Origin of the sequence: Coprococcus sp. AF16-22 (genome assembly GCF_003461545.1) — a bacterium.
Taxonomy (GTDB): domain Bacteria; phylum Bacillota; class Clostridia; order Lachnospirales; family Lachnospiraceae; genus Coprococcus; species Coprococcus aceti.
Window position 1 is genome coordinate 355,390 of sequence record NZ_QTXH01000001.1, and the last position, 15,671, is coordinate 371,060.

The window sequence follows — 15,671 nt, forward strand, 5'->3', positions numbered from 1 at the left end:
ATTTGTTATATTAACACATGCCCCATTTAGTGTCAACTACTTATCATCCCCTGTTATCCTTCGCGCAACCACGACAAATCTGCCATCCTCAGTGTGTGAAGCGCATGTTGAAAGTGTGATGAGTTCATCACCGTACTCAGCCGTAACACCGCTGTCATATGATGTGTTTGACTTGACAAAATCAATATATTCATCAAATTCCGCCTTATCCGCAGCGTTAAAGAACTCATAATAATGATAGTGCTCCGTGTCATCGTCAGGATATATCTCCGATCGGAATGCACCGATGACCTCGTATGTTCCGGTCTCATACAACGTGTCAAACTTGATATTCTTATGCTTCTTATAAAAGCTCTCGTCCTCATACTGAAGCAGCTCTCTGAACATTATTCCCGACTTCATGTTATGTCCGTATATGAGAACATTGTCCGTTCTGTCATCAAACGGCCTGCAGTTCGTATCTATGAACGGTGTACCCGGATCACTCCAGTTCTTATCGAAATCCAGATGCAGATAATAATCGTTGTCATCGGGAGTGTACATGACCGGATAATCTATGGTCGTGCCATCGATCGTGAGCCATCCTGCAATATCACTGTTCTTCTCGTATAACTTCTCGAATTTCTTGAGTATCTTCTTCTCGCCATTGTCCTTACTTTTATCCGAGACCTCCACCGTAACCTTTTCGGTATCATCCCCATCGGTATCGAGCATTCCTTTAAGATCATTGAAGTTATTCTGCGCATTCTTCGCAATATAATAATACCTTCCAAGATACGCACCGCTCCAAACTGCTATAAGTAAAAAAACGACCAGCAGTATGTCCAAAACTATATCCTTTGCTGTTCTCTTTTTCTTTTGTTTTGATCTGTCTGCATTCTTTCTGTTCATGTCTTACCCTCAAAAGAAAACTAAAAAGGCTTCTGTACCTGCATACAGAAGTCCTTTTGTTGATTAATAATACTTCTTGTTTCCCCACAGATTCTTTTTCTTAAGATCAACATACTCTGAATATGCCTGTTCAAGTATCTGCTTCTCGTTAGGAAATTTCAGAAGGTGGTAGGCTTCATGGTATTTGTAGTAACCGGAATCCACGAAATACTCTTCTCTCTGTGGCTTGCTGTAATAGCTGTCAGACATCATGAGATACCAATGAACATCCTTATTTACCACATCAAATGCCGTGTTAAAAGTGTAATTGCTCTTTCCCACGTATTTGATTATAGATGCGCTTACACCTGTCTCCTCTTTCACTTCTCGCAAGGCGGTCTCATCGTGCTCCTCGCCCTTTTCAACAGTTCCCTTGGGGAGAACCCATCCTTCGTATTTGTTCTTGTAATTCTTATACAACAACAATACTTTTCCTCTGAAGATTACCACCCCTCCACAGCTTGTTGCTTCTATCACTGCAATTCCTCCTGTTTCTTCCGGGTGTGTAATTAAAACTTGAAGTCAGTATATCATATGTCAAATTATTTTTAAAGTAAATATGATCACGTATTAATGGCATACGCATCATTTTGTGCAATTATTTCACATAATTATAGTATGCGTCAAAGAGCTGTCTGGCAATATACTTTGCTGAAGCTCCAGTTGAGCTTGCATTCTCAACTATGACACATACGACTATATCCGGATCATCAACATTTGAGAATCCAACAAACCACGAATGTGAATCCATGTTGTCGTTGAACTCCGCAGTACCTGTCTTTCCGGCTATGGTATATGAGCAATCTGCAAATGCATCCGATGCCGTACCATATGATGTTACGCCAAGCATCAGATCCTTCAGAAGTCTTGCGTCAGATGCAGATATGATCTTACCGTAGGTGTTCGGCTTGAATGTCTTTACAAGATTGCCATCGCATGTCTCTATCCTGTCGATAAGATATGGGGACATCATGACTCCTCCGTTTGCTATGGTGCTCATGATCATGGCACTGTGCAGAGGTGTTATAAGTGTGTCGCCCTGTCCTATGGCTGTCTGCGGTATCTCCGAATCATCTGAGGTTGCATTTAACTCGAATACTGATTTTCTGTAATATCCGTCATAAGGAAGATCCTTGTTAAACAGGAACTTCTCACACAGATCCTTGTACGACTGCTTGTTGAGCTTCATTCCTATATTGGCAAATGAAGTGTTACAAGATTTCGCCAGTGAGTCCGCCAGATCCACAGTTCCATGAACCGCATAATCTGAGCAGTGTATCTGTACTCCGTCAAATATATCCTCGCCCTCGCACTCATACGAATATTTCTGATAATTGCTGTTCTCATGAATATACTCCAGAGCCGTGAGTACCTTGAAGGTTGAACCAGGTGGATACAGACCCTGTGTTGCACGATTCAACAGATAAGAGCTGTCAGAATCCTGTGAATCCTCTATCACACTGTCTATATAGTTCGGATCAAAATCAGGCTTTGAGACCATGGCAAGGATCTTTCCAGTATCCGGTTCCATAACCACAACAGCGCCGTCATTATATCCCAGTGCATCGTAAGCCGTGCTCTGCAGCGTGGTATTCAGTGTACTTATGACATTGTTTCCCAGACTCTTCTCATTCCTGAGCTTGTTGTATGTCTGCGTGATTATGTTCTGGTTTGATGTCAGGAGATAGTACGCGGAGCTCATCTCAAGTCCCGCCTGTCCGTTGCTGTCATATCCGACAACATGTGCGAACACATTGGAATATGGATAATTTCTGTACTCATTTCCATCATCATCCGTCAATGTCTCCGCAAGGACATTTCCATCGCTGGATATGATGCTTCCCTTCTTTATCTTCTCCGCATAGAGAGACTGTCTCCCATTGTATGAATTGGCGATGAATGTTCTTGAATCCCTCACCATAAACACGATAATATATGCAAACATACAGATAAAGATTATGACAACAAAATATGTTATAACCAGAACAGGCACATTCTTTTTGTCATTTGTCTTCTTGTCCAGAATGTCACTATTCTCCCCAGAATTCATCTGAGTTCGTCTCTTTCCTGTCGTATCCTGTCTTTGCTTTGCGCTGGACTGGCTTTTTCTGTTTGCGTTGTTTTTCACCGCTGTTTGACTGGCCCCTGACCGCAACTGGGGTCTCTGTCCACTCTTCCCTGCTGATACTTTCCTGTCTGACATTTTTATCAACTCCTCTGTTCTCTAATACACATATACCCTGAATTATTCCAAATATAATGAGTGTGCTGACAACCGAACTCACTCCATAGCTCACAAGTGGCAGCGTCACACCCGTAGATGGTATGAACTTCACAACACCGCCAACGTTCAGGAATATCTGGAATATGAAGCATATTGTAAAACCAAAGGCTACATTCTTATAAAAAGCATCTCTTATCTTCATCGATATATTGATGAAATATATGAAGCAGCTCAGATACATAAGAAGCAGGCAGAGTCCAAATATAACTCCAAGCTCCTCACATATCGCAGCAAATATAAAATCACTGGACACGACCGGTATCGATGTCGGAAGTCCCTGGCACAGACCCGTTCCCTCGAATCCGCCCGAGCCTATCGCAAACAGACTCTGTGCAACCTGATATCCACTTCCATCTATATATTCGATCGGGTTAAGCCATGCATCGATTCTCATGGTGACATGGCTGAAATGATTCTTCAAAAGCATATATCCAACCACAGCAAGAACCGAACCTCCGAGGCCTCCGCCTATAAGTATGCTGTGCTTACCAGTGGCAAGGTACAGCATCATGACAAATACCATGAAGAAGATCACCGCACCACCGAGATCCGTCTCAGCCACCAGAACCAGCATGAAAAGTCCTGCTACACAGATCGTTTTCATCATATCCTTAAAGTTCTTTGCCTTTTCAAATGAGCTGGCAAGGAAGAATACGAATATGATCTTGACGATCTCCATAGGCTGCATCGATATTCCGCCTATGCTTATCCAGTTGTTTGAACCATATTTATCAACTCCCACATGCGGGATGAACACCGTGCACAGGAAGCCTATACCAAACACCGCATAGAATATATTCCATTTCTTTATCTGCGGGAACTTTACCACGAACAACGGCACAAATGCCGTCACCACCAACATGATCGTGGCAAATATAAACTGCTTCTTCGCCAGGTCAAAATCAAGTCTTGTCAGCATGACATAACCTATGAGAAGAAGGAATGACATATTGTTCGTTATAAGTCTCGATGAGCCCTTATAAATGGCATGATATGAAACCATATATGTTATGGATACTATCATCTGTAGCAGATAAAATATAAGTATGCTCTTCTTCTCATAATGCAGATATAATGTCAGATAGCAAAGAAAATGTATCATGAACACATAAAATATCTGCACATTAAGCGCCCGCCGTTTCTTATCGGCAGGCACAGGCTTTAAAACCGTAAAGCATTTTACGGTGTATAAAACCATAAAAAATATGATCAAATACTTCGCTATCTCCGTTACTATTGTTATCATGTTTCCACCTTTATCAAAAAATCTTAATCGATTCCTTTGTAATAATGTCCCCTGGTATACTGATCTACAGACATGGATACTGCTTTTTCCCCTGACATGGCAAGCTCCAGACTGTCCATTATATCCTTTACTTTATTAGTATCCTCAATTGTAAATTCAATATAACAGTCTTTACCTGAAATACCGGTTTCAGCCAGTCTGTCTATCATATTTGTAGGAACACCATTATATATAATGTTATAGCAGTGCGCACAGTCATTTCTGACATAGAATCTGTTTCCCCTGTCATCCGTCAGGACATTCCGGGACATCTTCCTTGAGGCACAGCCGTTCATGTAATTGCCTGCTATACAGTTTGCAGTGATCATAACCTTCTGATGACCATAGAGCTTTATGAGTGTATCATATGAAAGACCATGTATCTCATCAAGTGTGAGCTCGTTTGAGCACATAAAGCACACATCACCCATATTCTCTCTATAGAAATCAAACGCATTATCATTATACGCATAGAGACTGGCATCTGCGATCACGAGTCCCTTATAGTCCAACTTCTTTAGAATTCCCAGCTCATCATAATTTCTGATCATCACACCGTCAAATGAACCAAGTTCACCGGAAAGGCCTGAATATCTGTCAAGCTCTCTCTGCCGCAATACCTCAGGCAGAGCAAGGATCACTCTGAATCCGGCCTGCTTCAATTCATCTGCATATTTTCTGACATTATAATCTACTATTACATTGCTGACCCATTTATAATTCTTAACAATATTTACATGGTCAGCGTCCGACACTCCAACTGTAACACCGTGAACAGTGTTGTTTTTCACATTTTCAAGAGGTCTTTCAGCGCTAGGCAGGCCAGTTCTTACTGCACCGCCATCCCGCCTGTAACTCTGTGAGATCTGCAGTCCAAGCTGTTCAAGCGCCTCCCGCCTCAGGTTGTTCACTGCGCTTATCTGTACAAACAGGTTGTCAGATACATCAGCAGCTATATCCACGAGCACATAATCTGTACCGCCTGTCTTTTTGATCTTGTCAACTATCTGTGACTCTGTGACAGGCTTGTTAAGTGCCTGTGTACACACAGGCCCCTCGACTGAGACAGAACACTTTCCTTCTACAGTTGAAAGCTTAAGCTCTAATGGCTGATCCGCATACGCACTGACATGTGCAGCGAGCTCTATCTTCCTGTCGGCATTTATTATATTATTCTGTATATCTTCCAGAAGCTTACCGTTTCTTGTACGGTATACATCATTGAACTTTGCAATGCTCCTGAATGACTTCGCCTTAAGTCTGACATTCTTTCCCGCTTTTGCCGCCACATTGCATGTGAGCTCCACATCACCATTTCTGCCTCTTATCTCAAGGACATCGCCTGCGGATACATTCTCGTCAAGTTTTATATCCACATATGGCTTTTCTACCGCATTCACACGCCCAACCTTAATTCCTGTGTGGTTCGGTCTGCTGTTTGCAAGCATCTTTTTGCCATTGGATGTGTAATAATAACCTGAGCAGAATCCGCCCCTGTTATATATGTCGAGAAGCTTCTTCTCCTGCTCCTCTGCCAGTTTCTCCACTGATTCGCCCGCCAGATAAGCATCTCTGACCTCACGGTACGCAGTCACGGTTGCAGCCACATACTCTGGCTTTTTCATTCTTCCCTCTATCTTGAAAGAATCAATTCCCGCATCTATGAGCCTGCTCAGACTCTTCAACATGCACATATCCTTCAGGCTGAGCATATACTCATTTACATCATTTGAGGCATACTGCTTTCTGCACGGCTGGGCACACCTTCCCCTGTTACCGCTTCTTCCTCCGGCAAAGCTGCTCATCAGGCACCTTCCGGAATAGCTGTAACACATCGCTCCGTGGACAAATGTCTCCACCTCTATATCAACATTTTTCTTGATCTCTGTGATTTCTGACAATGACAATTCTCTCGATGGCACAAATCTGGTCATGCCTATGCTTTTCAGAAACGCAGCGCCCTGTGAACTGGACACGCTGAGCTGTGTACTTCCGTGCAATGGAAGGTCTGGAAACGACTTGCCCAGAACGGAGACAACTCCCATATCCTGTACAATTATCCCATCCACGCCCTGCCTGTAATAAGGCTCCACATATGATGGGAGCCTTTGTATCTCTTCATTCTTAAGCAGTGTGTTGATCGCCATATAGACCTTCACTCCGAATCTGTGACAATAGTCTATGGTATCAAGCAATTCTTTTTCATCAAAATTACCGGCAAATGCCCGGGCACTGAACATACTGCCTCCAAGATATACCGCGTCTGCATATGCATTGACTGCAGCTTTCACCGCCTCCGTGTTGCCCGCCGGTGCCAAAATTTCAGTCTTATTTAACATTTTTCTCCGCTTCAAGTTTTATGATCTGTCTCTGAAGTTCACTTATCTTCTCTTTGTATTCCTCTATCATCTTCTGTGCAGACTCATACTTTATCTGCACCTCGATAACCTCATGTCTCAGATCATATATCTGCTTATCCTTGTCGTCATCCTCGGTGAGCATCTGATTGACCTGATCCTTTGCCTTAAAGTAGTCATCGGCTATATTCAGTGCAAGCAGAACATTCTGATACTCTGCGTTAAATCTCCTGTACGCCTCAGATGACTGACATTCTGCTATCTTGCCATTGATATATGTCGCCACATTCTGGAGATAGTCCTCGCTCTCCTGGCCGCTCAATGTATATACTTTATTGTTGATTACCACCTTGATATCATTCTTCTGTGCCATATCCCATTCTCCTTTACTTATCCTTTATAAATGCATCCAGTCCAAAATGTCTGTAACATAGATCAGTGACAACTCTTCCCCGGGGAGTTCTGTTTATGAATCCATTCATTATGAAATACGGCTCATACACATCCTCTATCGTGCCCGGATCCTCACCAACGGCAGCCGCCAGTGTATCCAGACCGACAGGCCCTCCTGCAAATTTCTCTATCATTGTCATTAATATATTTCTATCGTTCACGTCCAGTCCCATGGAATCGACCTGAAGCTTGTCCAGAGCGGCCTTAGCAACATCGTGATCTATATGGCCGTCATGACACACCTCAGCATAATCCCTGCAGCGCTTGAGAAGTCTGTTCGCAAGTCTCGGTGTACCTCTTGATCTTCTTGCGATCTCAAGTGCACCCTCCTCGTCTATGTCAACTCCAAGAACCTCCGCTGACCTCATCACTATCTCTCTCAGATCGTCATGGGTATAAAATTCCAGCTTGTCCACCATTCCAAATCTGTCCCTTAGGGGAGCCGACAACATTCCGACCCTCGTCGTTGCACCTATCAGTGTAAATCTTGGCAGATCAAGTCTGATCGACCTTGCACCTGCGCCCTTGCCTATCACAACATCTATTGCGTAATCCTCCATAGCCGGATAGAGCACCTCCTCAACCTGTGTGCTGAGTCTGTGTATCTCATCGATAAACAAAATGTCGTTGTCCGACAGATTGTTGAGTATCGCGGCAAGCTCACCGGGCTTTTCTATGGCAGGTCCCGAGGTAATCTTGATATTTACCCCCATCTCATTTGCCACAATGGTCGACAGCGTCGTCTTACCAAGTCCCGGCGGTCCATACAGAAGCAGATGATCCAGTGGCTCATTTCTCTTCTTCGCCGCCTCTATGAATATGTGCAGATTATCCTTGACCTTTTTCTGTCCAATATACTCCGACAGATACTGAGGTCTGAGATTATATTCACTTTTCTGTTCTTCTATGTCCAAGCTTTCTGTTGAAATAATTCTGCCCATTTTTTTCTACCTATCTGATCAATAATCTATATCATAAATCTGAGTGCCGCCTTAAGGAGCTGCTCCTCATCCATATCCGCTGAACCATCTACGCGCGAAACAGCACGTCCCGCCTCAACACCTGAATATCCAAGTTCTGTGAGAGCCGATATGACATTTGTTCTCACATCGCCTGCAGCGGTCTGCACAGCAACCGAATCATTGTATGCTGCATCTATCATATCCTCCATGCTCAGCTTATCCTTGAGCTCCAGAATGATCCTCGAAGCGCCCTTTGCCCCGATTCCATTAGCCTTTGATATGGCCTTTACATCCTCAGATATGACCGCAAGCCTGAGCTCGTTCACGGTGAGTGTTGACAGAAGAGACATGGCAACCTTTGGCCCCACACCGCTCACTCCCAGCAGTATCTTGAACACATTGAGTTCATCTGCGTTCTCAAAGCCAAACAGACTTATCTCATCCTCGTGTATATACATGTATGTGCTTACTTTTATCTCTGAATGTACCGGTGGAAGCTTCTCCATAAACTTTCCGGATACCATGAGCTGATACCCTATTCCACCACACTCGATCACTATATAATTGTCACCCTTTATTTCAAGTGCTCCTCGAATATATGAAATCATCCGTTAACTTTTCCTGTCCTGTAATATATGACGGTATCTCAAAATCGCATAGAAACCGACATTAAATCTTCGTAATTATATCATATTATTTATCAATTGTGAATATATGTTTGCTTTTTTGAAAAACGACAGCTACTATATATATTGCAGAACAGTGCTTGTTCTATAATGTACCTTACGCAGGGAACCCAAAGGAGCCATTATGAAAATTTTTGAATATACTGAAGACATAAATGTAGATACAGCTCACATATCGGACGAGCTGTCGGATATACTCTATTTTGATATAGAAACAACCGGCCTCAGCGCCAAACGTTCGGATCTCTATCTGATCGGATGTTCATATTTCTCAGACAGTGCATTTCGCACCCAGTTGATATTCAATGACAACGGAACTTCAGAGCCTGAAATGCTGTCCCATTTTGAACAGATCCTAAAGAATCACAAAATACTGGTGTCATACAACGGCGATACCTTTGACATCCCCTACTTGCTGAAAAAGATGGAGCAATTCGACGTGGACTCTACGCTTGACAATATACAGAGCGTGGATATATATAGAACAACCAGAAAATACAAAAAGCTTCTGCGTCTGGACTCGGCTAAACAGTTTGACATAGAGCATCTGATTGACTTCCAGAGAAATACTTTTATATCAGGAGGCGATCTTATATCCGCCTACAAGCATTATCTGAATTCTCACGACGAATCTCTGCTTGACGATATGCTCACCCATAACCATGACGATATAAGAGGGCTTATATCTATATCTGAATTTGTGAATATCCCTCATATTCCTGATGACTTTCAGATAGATGATATATCCGATACCATCGATTCAATAACATACAACTGTTCCATTCCAAAGCTTCCATGCCGCATAACGGAATCCCTGAATGGAATTCTTGTAAATGCATGTAACACACATATGCATGTGGTCGTTCCAAAGACCCGGGACACCGAAATGAAATACTTCTTCAAGGACTACAAAAATTATTACTATCTACCTATGGAGCACATGGCCATACACAAATCAATGGCGGCTTATGTGGACGATGCCCACAAGGAAAAAGCGACAAAGGACAATGCTTTCACCACCAAGACCGGCAGCTTCATACCCTGTCCACCAGGATTTCACGGAGAGATATTCTATGATACAGATCTTAAAGGAAACCGTTTTCTTTCGGACAGCACCGAATTACACGAAAAATGTGAGCAATCCCACGCCTATATCCTTGCAGTCCTGAACAAACTATTCTGATATAAATATTCTGGCATAAAAAAACCGTAGTCATTATCGACTACGGTTTTCTTAACTGTCTATATATCAGATTACTCCTCTGTGTCCTCTGCTACATCATCTGTATACTCTGGAGCTGGAAGTAATTCCTTTACGCTGAGACTGATCTTCTTGTCTTCTGCATTGCACTCAACAACAACTGCCTCAACCTCATCGCCTACCTTGTATACATCCTCTGGCTTGTTAACATGCTCATATGAGATCTGTGATACATGGAGAAGTGCGTCAACACCTGGCTCAAGCTCGATAAATGCACCGAAATCAGCCATTCTTGCTACCTTACCTGTAACTACTGTTCCAGGAGCATACTTCTCTGCTGCGTTAAGCCATGGGTTTGTATCATCAAACTTAAGGCTGAGAGCGATCTTCTCGCCGTCAATGTTCTTGATGAATGCCTTAACAGTATCACCAACCTTGAGAACTGACTTAGGATCGTCAACTCTTCCCCATGACATCTCTGAGATGTGAAGAAGTCCGTCTGCTCCACCGAGATCTATGAATGCACCGAAGCTTGTAACGTTCTTTACAACACCCTCAACTATCATTCCAACTTCTATTCTATCAAACAGAGCCTTTGCAGCCTCTGCCTTTCTTGCTGCAACGATCTGCTTTCTGTTACCAATTATTCTTCTCTTCTTTGGCTGGTACTCTGTGAGTACAAACTCGATATCCTGATCAAGGTACTTGTCAAGATTCTTCTCGTATGTATCTGAAACAAGACTAGCAGGGATAAATACTCTTGTCTCATCGTACATAACGTTAAGTCCACCGCTTACAACCTGAACAACCTTACCTGTAAGGATCTCTCCTGACTCAAGAGCAGCCTCAAGCTTCTCATTAGCCTTCTCTGCAGCAACTCTCTTGTATGAGAGAAGAACTGATCCCTCGCCATCGTTTGTCTTAACAACCTTGGCTGTTATCGGATCATCAACATGTACAAGCTCTGTCAGATCTGCATTAGGTGTGTTGGTATACTCGCTTCTAGGAATAATACCATCTGACTTGTAGCTGATGTCTACCAGAATCTCATCAGGCTTAACATCGATAACTCTACCTTCTACTATCTCTCCTGTCTTGATTGAGACTCTGCTCTCATCATTCTTTAATAATTCTTCAAAATTCATCTCGTCCATCCTACCATGAACCTCCTTAATAATTTTGTTTGGGGTAGATGCCCCAGCTGTAATACCTACCCTACTAACGGATTCAAAAGTAGTCAAATCCAAATCAACGAGTGTCTGTATATAGTAAGTATTCTCACATTCTTTTTTACTAATCTCATATAACTTCTGAGTATTAGAGCTGTTCCGACCACCTATAACAATCATGGCATCTACCTTTGATGCAATCTCCTGCGCCTCCCTTTGACGCACAGACGTAGCATTACAGATAGTCTTATAAGCAGTAACATTATACAATTTATTTCGAATAATATCAACAATATAATTAAATTTTCTGTAATTAAAAGTTGTCTGACTAACTATCGATATATTATCCGCTGTTTTGACCTCTCCGTCAATACATTTTCTTACAAAAGCCTCAGCCTCCTCCTCGGAACCTATGACTACCGGAGGCTCTACACACCAGCCCACGATTCCTTTCACCTCGGGATGGCTTGAGTCGCCTATGATGACGACTGTATTTCCTTTCTGTCCTTCCTCGCGCACTATGTTGTGTATCTTCTTGACAAATGGACAGGTCGCATCTATCACCGTATTCCCACCAGCCTCCAGAATGTCATATATCCTTTTCTCAGCGCCATGGGATCTGATTATGACCTTGCTGTCTTTTATCTCAAGCAATTCGTCATCACTGTCGATCACCTGCACTCCGTGCTTTGTAAGGTCACCAACCACCTCTTCATTGTGTATTATCTGACCATAAGTATACACATTTTCCTCGTCAGCATGTTCGTATGCTGTATCCACCGCACGCTGAACGCCAAAGCAGAATCCGGCACTCTTTGCAAGTAATATCTCCATATCTAAACCACCTGTATTACATTCTCTCTCTTGCAAGTCCGACTATAGTGTCTGTAACCTGCTCTATCGTCATATCTGAGCTGTCGATAAGAACCGCGTCATCAGCCCTCTTTAAAGGAGCTGTTTTTCTCTCCATATCCTGCTTATCCCTCTGGATTATATCCTGCTCTATCTTCTCTATATCAATATTCTCAGCGCCCTTTGCGACAAGCTCGTCATATCTTCTTTTGGCCCTCACTGCCGAAGAGGCGGTAAGGTATACCTTGAGCTCTGCTGAAGGAAGTATATTTGTTCCTATATCCCTTCCATCCATGACAACATCATTTGAAGCAGCGAGATCCCGCTGGAGTGACAAAAGCTTTTCCCTGACGCATGGAAGTGCAGATGCCTTTGAAGCCATATTACCGGCAGCCTCAGTTCTCAGCTTTCCTGTTACATTCTCGCCGTTAAGGTAGACCTGCTGTGCTCCATCCTCATATTTTATCTCCACGGAAATGTCCGCTATGCTTTTCTCCACCAGGTCTTCATCGCTGGCAGATATATCGCTTTCTGTGAGATATACAGCCACCGCCCTGTACATGGCACCTGTATCCACATATATAAAACCAAGCTCGCCTGCCGCCTTTTTTGCTATCGTGCTTTTGCCTGCACCTGCAGGTCCATCTATTGCTATATTCATATCTTCGTCTCCCTGTAATTAAATTGACTGTCGTCCACGCCTATTGTAAACTCTCGGAAGCAGAAAGTCCAGCCAGATATCCAGTCGACCACGCCACCTGCAGGTTAAATCCACCTGTCAGCGCATCGATATCCAGCAGTTCTCCGGCAAAATACACGCCCCCCACAAGCTTAGACTCCATGGTGGAAGGATTTACCTCTTTTACGCTCACTCCGCCTCTTGTGATTATAGCCTCATCATATCCCCGAAGCCCCACAAATGTAAGTCTGAATTCCTTCAGCACATCTATAAGTCTCTGTCTTTCTTCCCTGGTCACTGAGTTGACCTTCTTATACGGATCGATACTGGATCTCTCCACAACCACATCTATCATCTTGATCGGAAGCAGATCTCCAAGAGAATTCTTGAAGTCTTTGTTTGCATATTTCTTGAAATCCTTGAGGAGTCTGGCATCAAGCATATCTCTGTCCATAGCCGGCTTCAGATCTATGTACATGTCTATATCTTTTCCAATATACCTGTGTATATATGCGGAGGCCTTGATCACCAGCGGCCCACTTATGCCAAAGTGGGTAAACAGCATCTCCCCCTGTTCGTCAAATATTTTCTTCTTTCCACTGCTTATGTGAAGTGCCACGTTTTTAAGCGACAGTCCCATCATCATGGAGCAGCATTTCTCTTCTATCTCAAACGGAACCAGTGATGGACTTAACGGCTTTATCGTATGACCCATATGTTCTGCCAGTCTGTATCCGTCTCCGGTAGATCCCGTGAGTGGATACGATCTTCCGCCGGTACAAATTATAACAGCATCACAGTATATCCTGTCATTGCCTGTCCCGCCGTTATCTCCTGATACGTCAACACTCTTTATCCTGCCATCCTCTATATTGATTCCTGTAACCTTCGTATTCAAATACAGACTTATATTTTTATTTCTGTTTATAAGAGTTTTGAATGCTCCTATAACGTCTGAAGAATGATCGCTTGTCGGGAACACTCTTCCTCCGCGTTCTATCTTGAGCGGACATCCGGCCTTCTCCAGATAGTCCATTATCATATTGTTGTCAAATGTATAAAAGGAGCTGTACATAAACTTGCTGTTTGTGACCACTGAATTAAAAAATCCGTCAGCGTCACATGCATTTGTCACATTACAACGTCCCTTACCTGTTATAAATAACTTTTTTCCGATCCTGTCATTCTTTTCAATGAGAATGACCTTATTCTTCTGTGCCGCTGTCAGTGCAGCCATTACCCCTGCAGCTCCTGCTCCCATAACCACTATTTTTCCTGTCATATTATCTCCATATATTAAACAAAAGGACAGAGACTCCGCTCGCGGAGCTCCGTCCCTTTTTATGATCATTTATATATCTGACCTTATGAATTCAGTTATTAAACTGGATAAGCTGTGCTGTCCTTGTCAGCAAGTGTGACATCGACCTTCTTATCCTGAGCCTCTCTGTACTTGAAGAAGTCAGTTGCAACCTGTGGGAACAGTGCATATGTGAGTACATCCTCATCCTGCTTCTTGTACTGGATCATCTCCTTCTCAATCTTGTCGAGCTCGTTCTCAAGAAGATCTGCTGGACGGCATGTGATCTGCTTCTCATCGCCGATAACCTTCTTCTTAACCTCTGGATCAACAGGCTTTACTGACTGACCATACTCGCCACGTACAAGTGCCTTTGACTCCTTTGTACACATCTTGTATCTCTCGCCTGTTACGACGTTGAGAACTGCCTGCGTGCCAACGATCTGGCTTGAAGGAGTAACAAGTGGTGGCTCACCATAGTCCTTACGAACTCTTGGAACCTCCTCAAGAACTGCCTCGAACTTATCCTCAGCACCCATCTCCTTGAGCTGTGATACGAGGTTTGAAAGCATTCCACCAGGTACCTGGTAGAGAAGTGTCTTAACGTTAACGCCAAGAACCTTTGGATTTAAGAGACCACTTGCGATCCACTCTTCTCTGAGTGGTCTGAAGTAGTCTGCTATCTCAGCCAGAAGCTTCTGATCCAGACCTGGATCAAACTCTGTTCCCTCAAATGTCTTGGCCATAACCTCTGTTGCAGGCTGTGATGTACCAAGCGCAAGAGGTGAGATTGCTGTATCGATGACATCACATCCAGCCTCTACAGCCTTGAGATATGTCATTGAAGCTACACCTGATGTGTAATGTGTATGAAGCTGAATTGGAAGGCTTGAACCATCCTTGAGTGCCTGTACAAGCTCTGTAGCCTTATTTGGAACAAGAAGTCCAGCCATATCCTTGATACAGATTGAATCTGCTCCCATATCCTCGATTCTCTTTGCCATATCCTTCCAGTAATCCAGAGTATATGCATCACCGAGTGTATATGAAAGAGCTACCTGGGCATGTCCACCCTCTTTGTTACAAGCCTTAACTGATGTCTGAAGGTTTCTAAGATCGTTCAGACAGTCAAATATTCTGATGATATCAATACCATTTGCGATTGACTTCTGTACGAAATACTCTACAACATCATCTGCATAATGACGGTATCCGAGGATATTCTGTCCTCTGAAGAGCATCTGCAGCTTTGTATTCTTGAATCCATCTCTGAGCTTTCTGAGTCTCTCCCATGGATCCTCCTTAAGGAATCTGAGTGATGCATCAAATGTTGCACCGCCCCAGCACTCTACTGAATGATAACCAACCTTATCCATCTTGTCGATGATAGGAAGCATCTGCTCGGTTGTCATACGAGTAGCTATAAGTGACTGATGCGCATCACGCAGTACAGTTTCCGTAATCTTTATCGGTTTCTTATCTGCCATTTTATCGTCCTCCTATAATTATATAA

Annotated in this window: 13 protein-coding genes; 1 reads left to right on the forward strand and 12 read right to left on the reverse strand. The window is 43.3% G+C overall.

Annotation, left to right across the window (positions count from 1 at the left end):
• Nucleotides 1–36: 36 nt before the first annotated feature.
• The 8 genes from DWW60_RS01585 to ruvA all read right to left on the reverse strand — a co-directional run bounded on the left by DWW60_RS01585 (nt 37) and on the right by ruvA (nt 8,879).
• Entirely contained in the window at nt 37–891 is an 855-nt protein-coding gene (locus tag DWW60_RS01585; protein ID WP_015534895.1) for a class B sortase, read from the reverse strand.
• A 63-nt stretch (nt 892–954) separates the two neighbouring features.
• Complete coding sequence (locus tag DWW60_RS01590) at nt 955–1,407, reverse strand: NUDIX hydrolase (protein WP_022216509.1); 453 nt, start codon at nt 1,405–1,407, stop codon at nt 955–957.
• Between the two features lie 121 nt (nt 1,408–1,528).
• Entirely contained in the window at nt 1,529–2,980 is a 1,452-nt protein-coding gene (locus tag DWW60_RS01595) for a peptidoglycan D,D-transpeptidase FtsI family protein (RefSeq protein WP_071849453.1), read from the reverse strand.
• A complete protein-coding gene (locus tag DWW60_RS01600) occupies nt 2,961–4,460 on the reverse strand; it encodes an FtsW/RodA/SpoVE family cell cycle protein (RefSeq protein WP_055279976.1) in 1,500 nt (499 codons plus the stop codon). Before DWW60_RS01600 ends, DWW60_RS01595 begins: the two co-directional genes overlap by 20 nt.
• Nucleotides 4,461–4,483: 23 nt before the next feature.
• Nucleotides 4,484–6,838 carry a peptidase U32 family protein gene (locus tag DWW60_RS01605; protein ID WP_117874234.1) on the reverse strand — a complete coding sequence of 785 codons (2,355 nt, stop codon included), beginning with the start codon at nt 6,836–6,838 and terminating at the stop codon, nt 4,484–4,486.
• Complete coding sequence (locus DWW60_RS01610) at nt 6,828–7,229, reverse strand: cell division protein ZapA (RefSeq protein WP_015534892.1); 402 nt, start codon at nt 7,227–7,229, stop codon at nt 6,828–6,830. The genes DWW60_RS01605 and DWW60_RS01610 overlap by 11 nt, the downstream gene beginning before the upstream one ends.
• A 13-nt stretch (nt 7,230–7,242) precedes the next feature.
• Nucleotides 7,243–8,250 carry a Holliday junction branch migration DNA helicase RuvB gene (gene ruvB, locus DWW60_RS01615; protein ID WP_022216513.1) on the reverse strand — a complete coding sequence of 336 codons (1,008 nt, stop codon included), beginning with the start codon at nt 8,248–8,250 and terminating at the stop codon, nt 7,243–7,245.
• A 26-nt stretch (nt 8,251–8,276) separates the two neighbouring features.
• Nucleotides 8,277–8,879, reverse strand: a complete 603-nt coding sequence (gene ruvA / locus DWW60_RS01620; RefSeq protein WP_117874235.1) for a Holliday junction branch migration protein RuvA — start codon at nt 8,877–8,879, stop codon at nt 8,277–8,279.
• 202 nt (nt 8,880–9,081) lie between these two features.
• On the opposite strand from ruvA, the gene DWW60_RS01625 reads away from it, so the two are divergent.
• Nucleotides 9,082–10,140 (forward strand): ribonuclease H-like domain-containing protein, encoded by a 1,059-nt coding sequence (locus tag DWW60_RS01625; RefSeq protein WP_055144524.1) that lies wholly within the window; start codon nt 9,082–9,084, stop codon nt 10,138–10,140.
• 71 nt (nt 10,141–10,211) lie between these two features.
• Here the strand turns inward: DWW60_RS01625 and DWW60_RS01630 are convergent, their stop codons facing one another.
• The 4 genes from DWW60_RS01630 to DWW60_RS01645 form a co-directional block, all read right to left on the reverse strand.
• On the reverse strand, nt 10,212–12,161 hold the full coding sequence (locus DWW60_RS01630) for a bifunctional 4-hydroxy-3-methylbut-2-enyl diphosphate reductase/30S ribosomal protein S1 (protein ID WP_022216516.1): 1,950 nt from the start codon (nt 12,159–12,161) through the stop codon (nt 10,212–10,214).
• A gap of 16 nt (nt 12,162–12,177) precedes the next feature.
• Nucleotides 12,178–12,840 carry a (d)CMP kinase gene (gene cmk, locus DWW60_RS01635; protein WP_022216517.1) on the reverse strand — a complete coding sequence of 221 codons (663 nt, stop codon included), beginning with the start codon at nt 12,838–12,840 and terminating at the stop codon, nt 12,178–12,180.
• 40 nt (nt 12,841–12,880) lie between these two features.
• A complete protein-coding gene (locus DWW60_RS01640) occupies nt 12,881–14,140 on the reverse strand; it encodes an NAD(P)/FAD-dependent oxidoreductase (protein ID WP_117874236.1) in 1,260 nt (419 codons plus the stop codon).
• A gap of 98 nt (nt 14,141–14,238) precedes the next feature.
• Nucleotides 14,239–15,645: an oxaloacetate decarboxylase subunit alpha gene (locus tag DWW60_RS01645; protein WP_015534888.1), complete on the reverse strand. Its 1,407-nt coding sequence runs from the start codon at nt 15,643–15,645 to the stop codon at nt 14,239–14,241.
• Nucleotides 15,646–15,671: the final 26 nt, after the last annotated feature.

Excerpts from the sequence above, each read along its gene's own strand:
- DWW60_RS01585 (WP_015534895.1), bottom strand. The coding sequence starts at position 891 with ATGAACAGAAAGAATGCAGACAGATCAAAACAAAAGAAAAAGAGAACA.
- DWW60_RS01595 (WP_071849453.1), bottom strand. The coding sequence starts at position 2,980 with ATGAATTCTGGGGAGAATAGTGACATTCTGGACAAGAAGACAAATGAC.
- DWW60_RS01600 (WP_055279976.1), bottom strand. The coding sequence starts at position 4,460 with ATGATAACAATAGTAACGGAGATAGCGAAGTATTTGATCATATTTTTT.
- DWW60_RS01605 (WP_117874234.1), bottom strand. The coding sequence starts at position 6,838 with ATGTTAAATAAGACTGAAATTTTGGCACCGGCGGGCAACACGGAGGCG.
- DWW60_RS01610 (WP_015534892.1), bottom strand. The coding sequence starts at position 7,229 with ATGGCACAGAAGAATGATATCAAGGTGGTAATCAACAATAAAGTATAT.
- ruvB (WP_022216513.1), bottom strand. The coding sequence starts at position 8,250 with ATGGGCAGAATTATTTCAACAGAAAGCTTGGACATAGAAGAACAGAAA.
- ruvA (WP_117874235.1), bottom strand. The coding sequence starts at position 8,879 with ATGATTTCATATATTCGAGGAGCACTTGAAATAAAGGGTGACAATTAT.
- DWW60_RS01625 (WP_055144524.1), top strand. The coding sequence starts at position 9,082 with ATGAAAATTTTTGAATATACTGAAGACATAAATGTAGATACAGCTCAC.
- DWW60_RS01630 (WP_022216516.1), bottom strand. The coding sequence starts at position 12,161 with ATGGAGATATTACTTGCAAAGAGTGCCGGATTCTGCTTTGGCGTTCAG.
- cmk (WP_022216517.1), bottom strand. The coding sequence starts at position 12,840 with ATGAATATAGCAATAGATGGACCTGCAGGTGCAGGCAAAAGCACGATA.
- DWW60_RS01640 (WP_117874236.1), bottom strand. The coding sequence starts at position 14,140 with ATGACAGGAAAAATAGTGGTTATGGGAGCAGGAGCTGCAGGGGTAATG.
- DWW60_RS01645 (WP_015534888.1), bottom strand. The coding sequence starts at position 15,645 with ATGGCAGATAAGAAACCGATAAAGATTACGGAAACTGTACTGCGTGAT.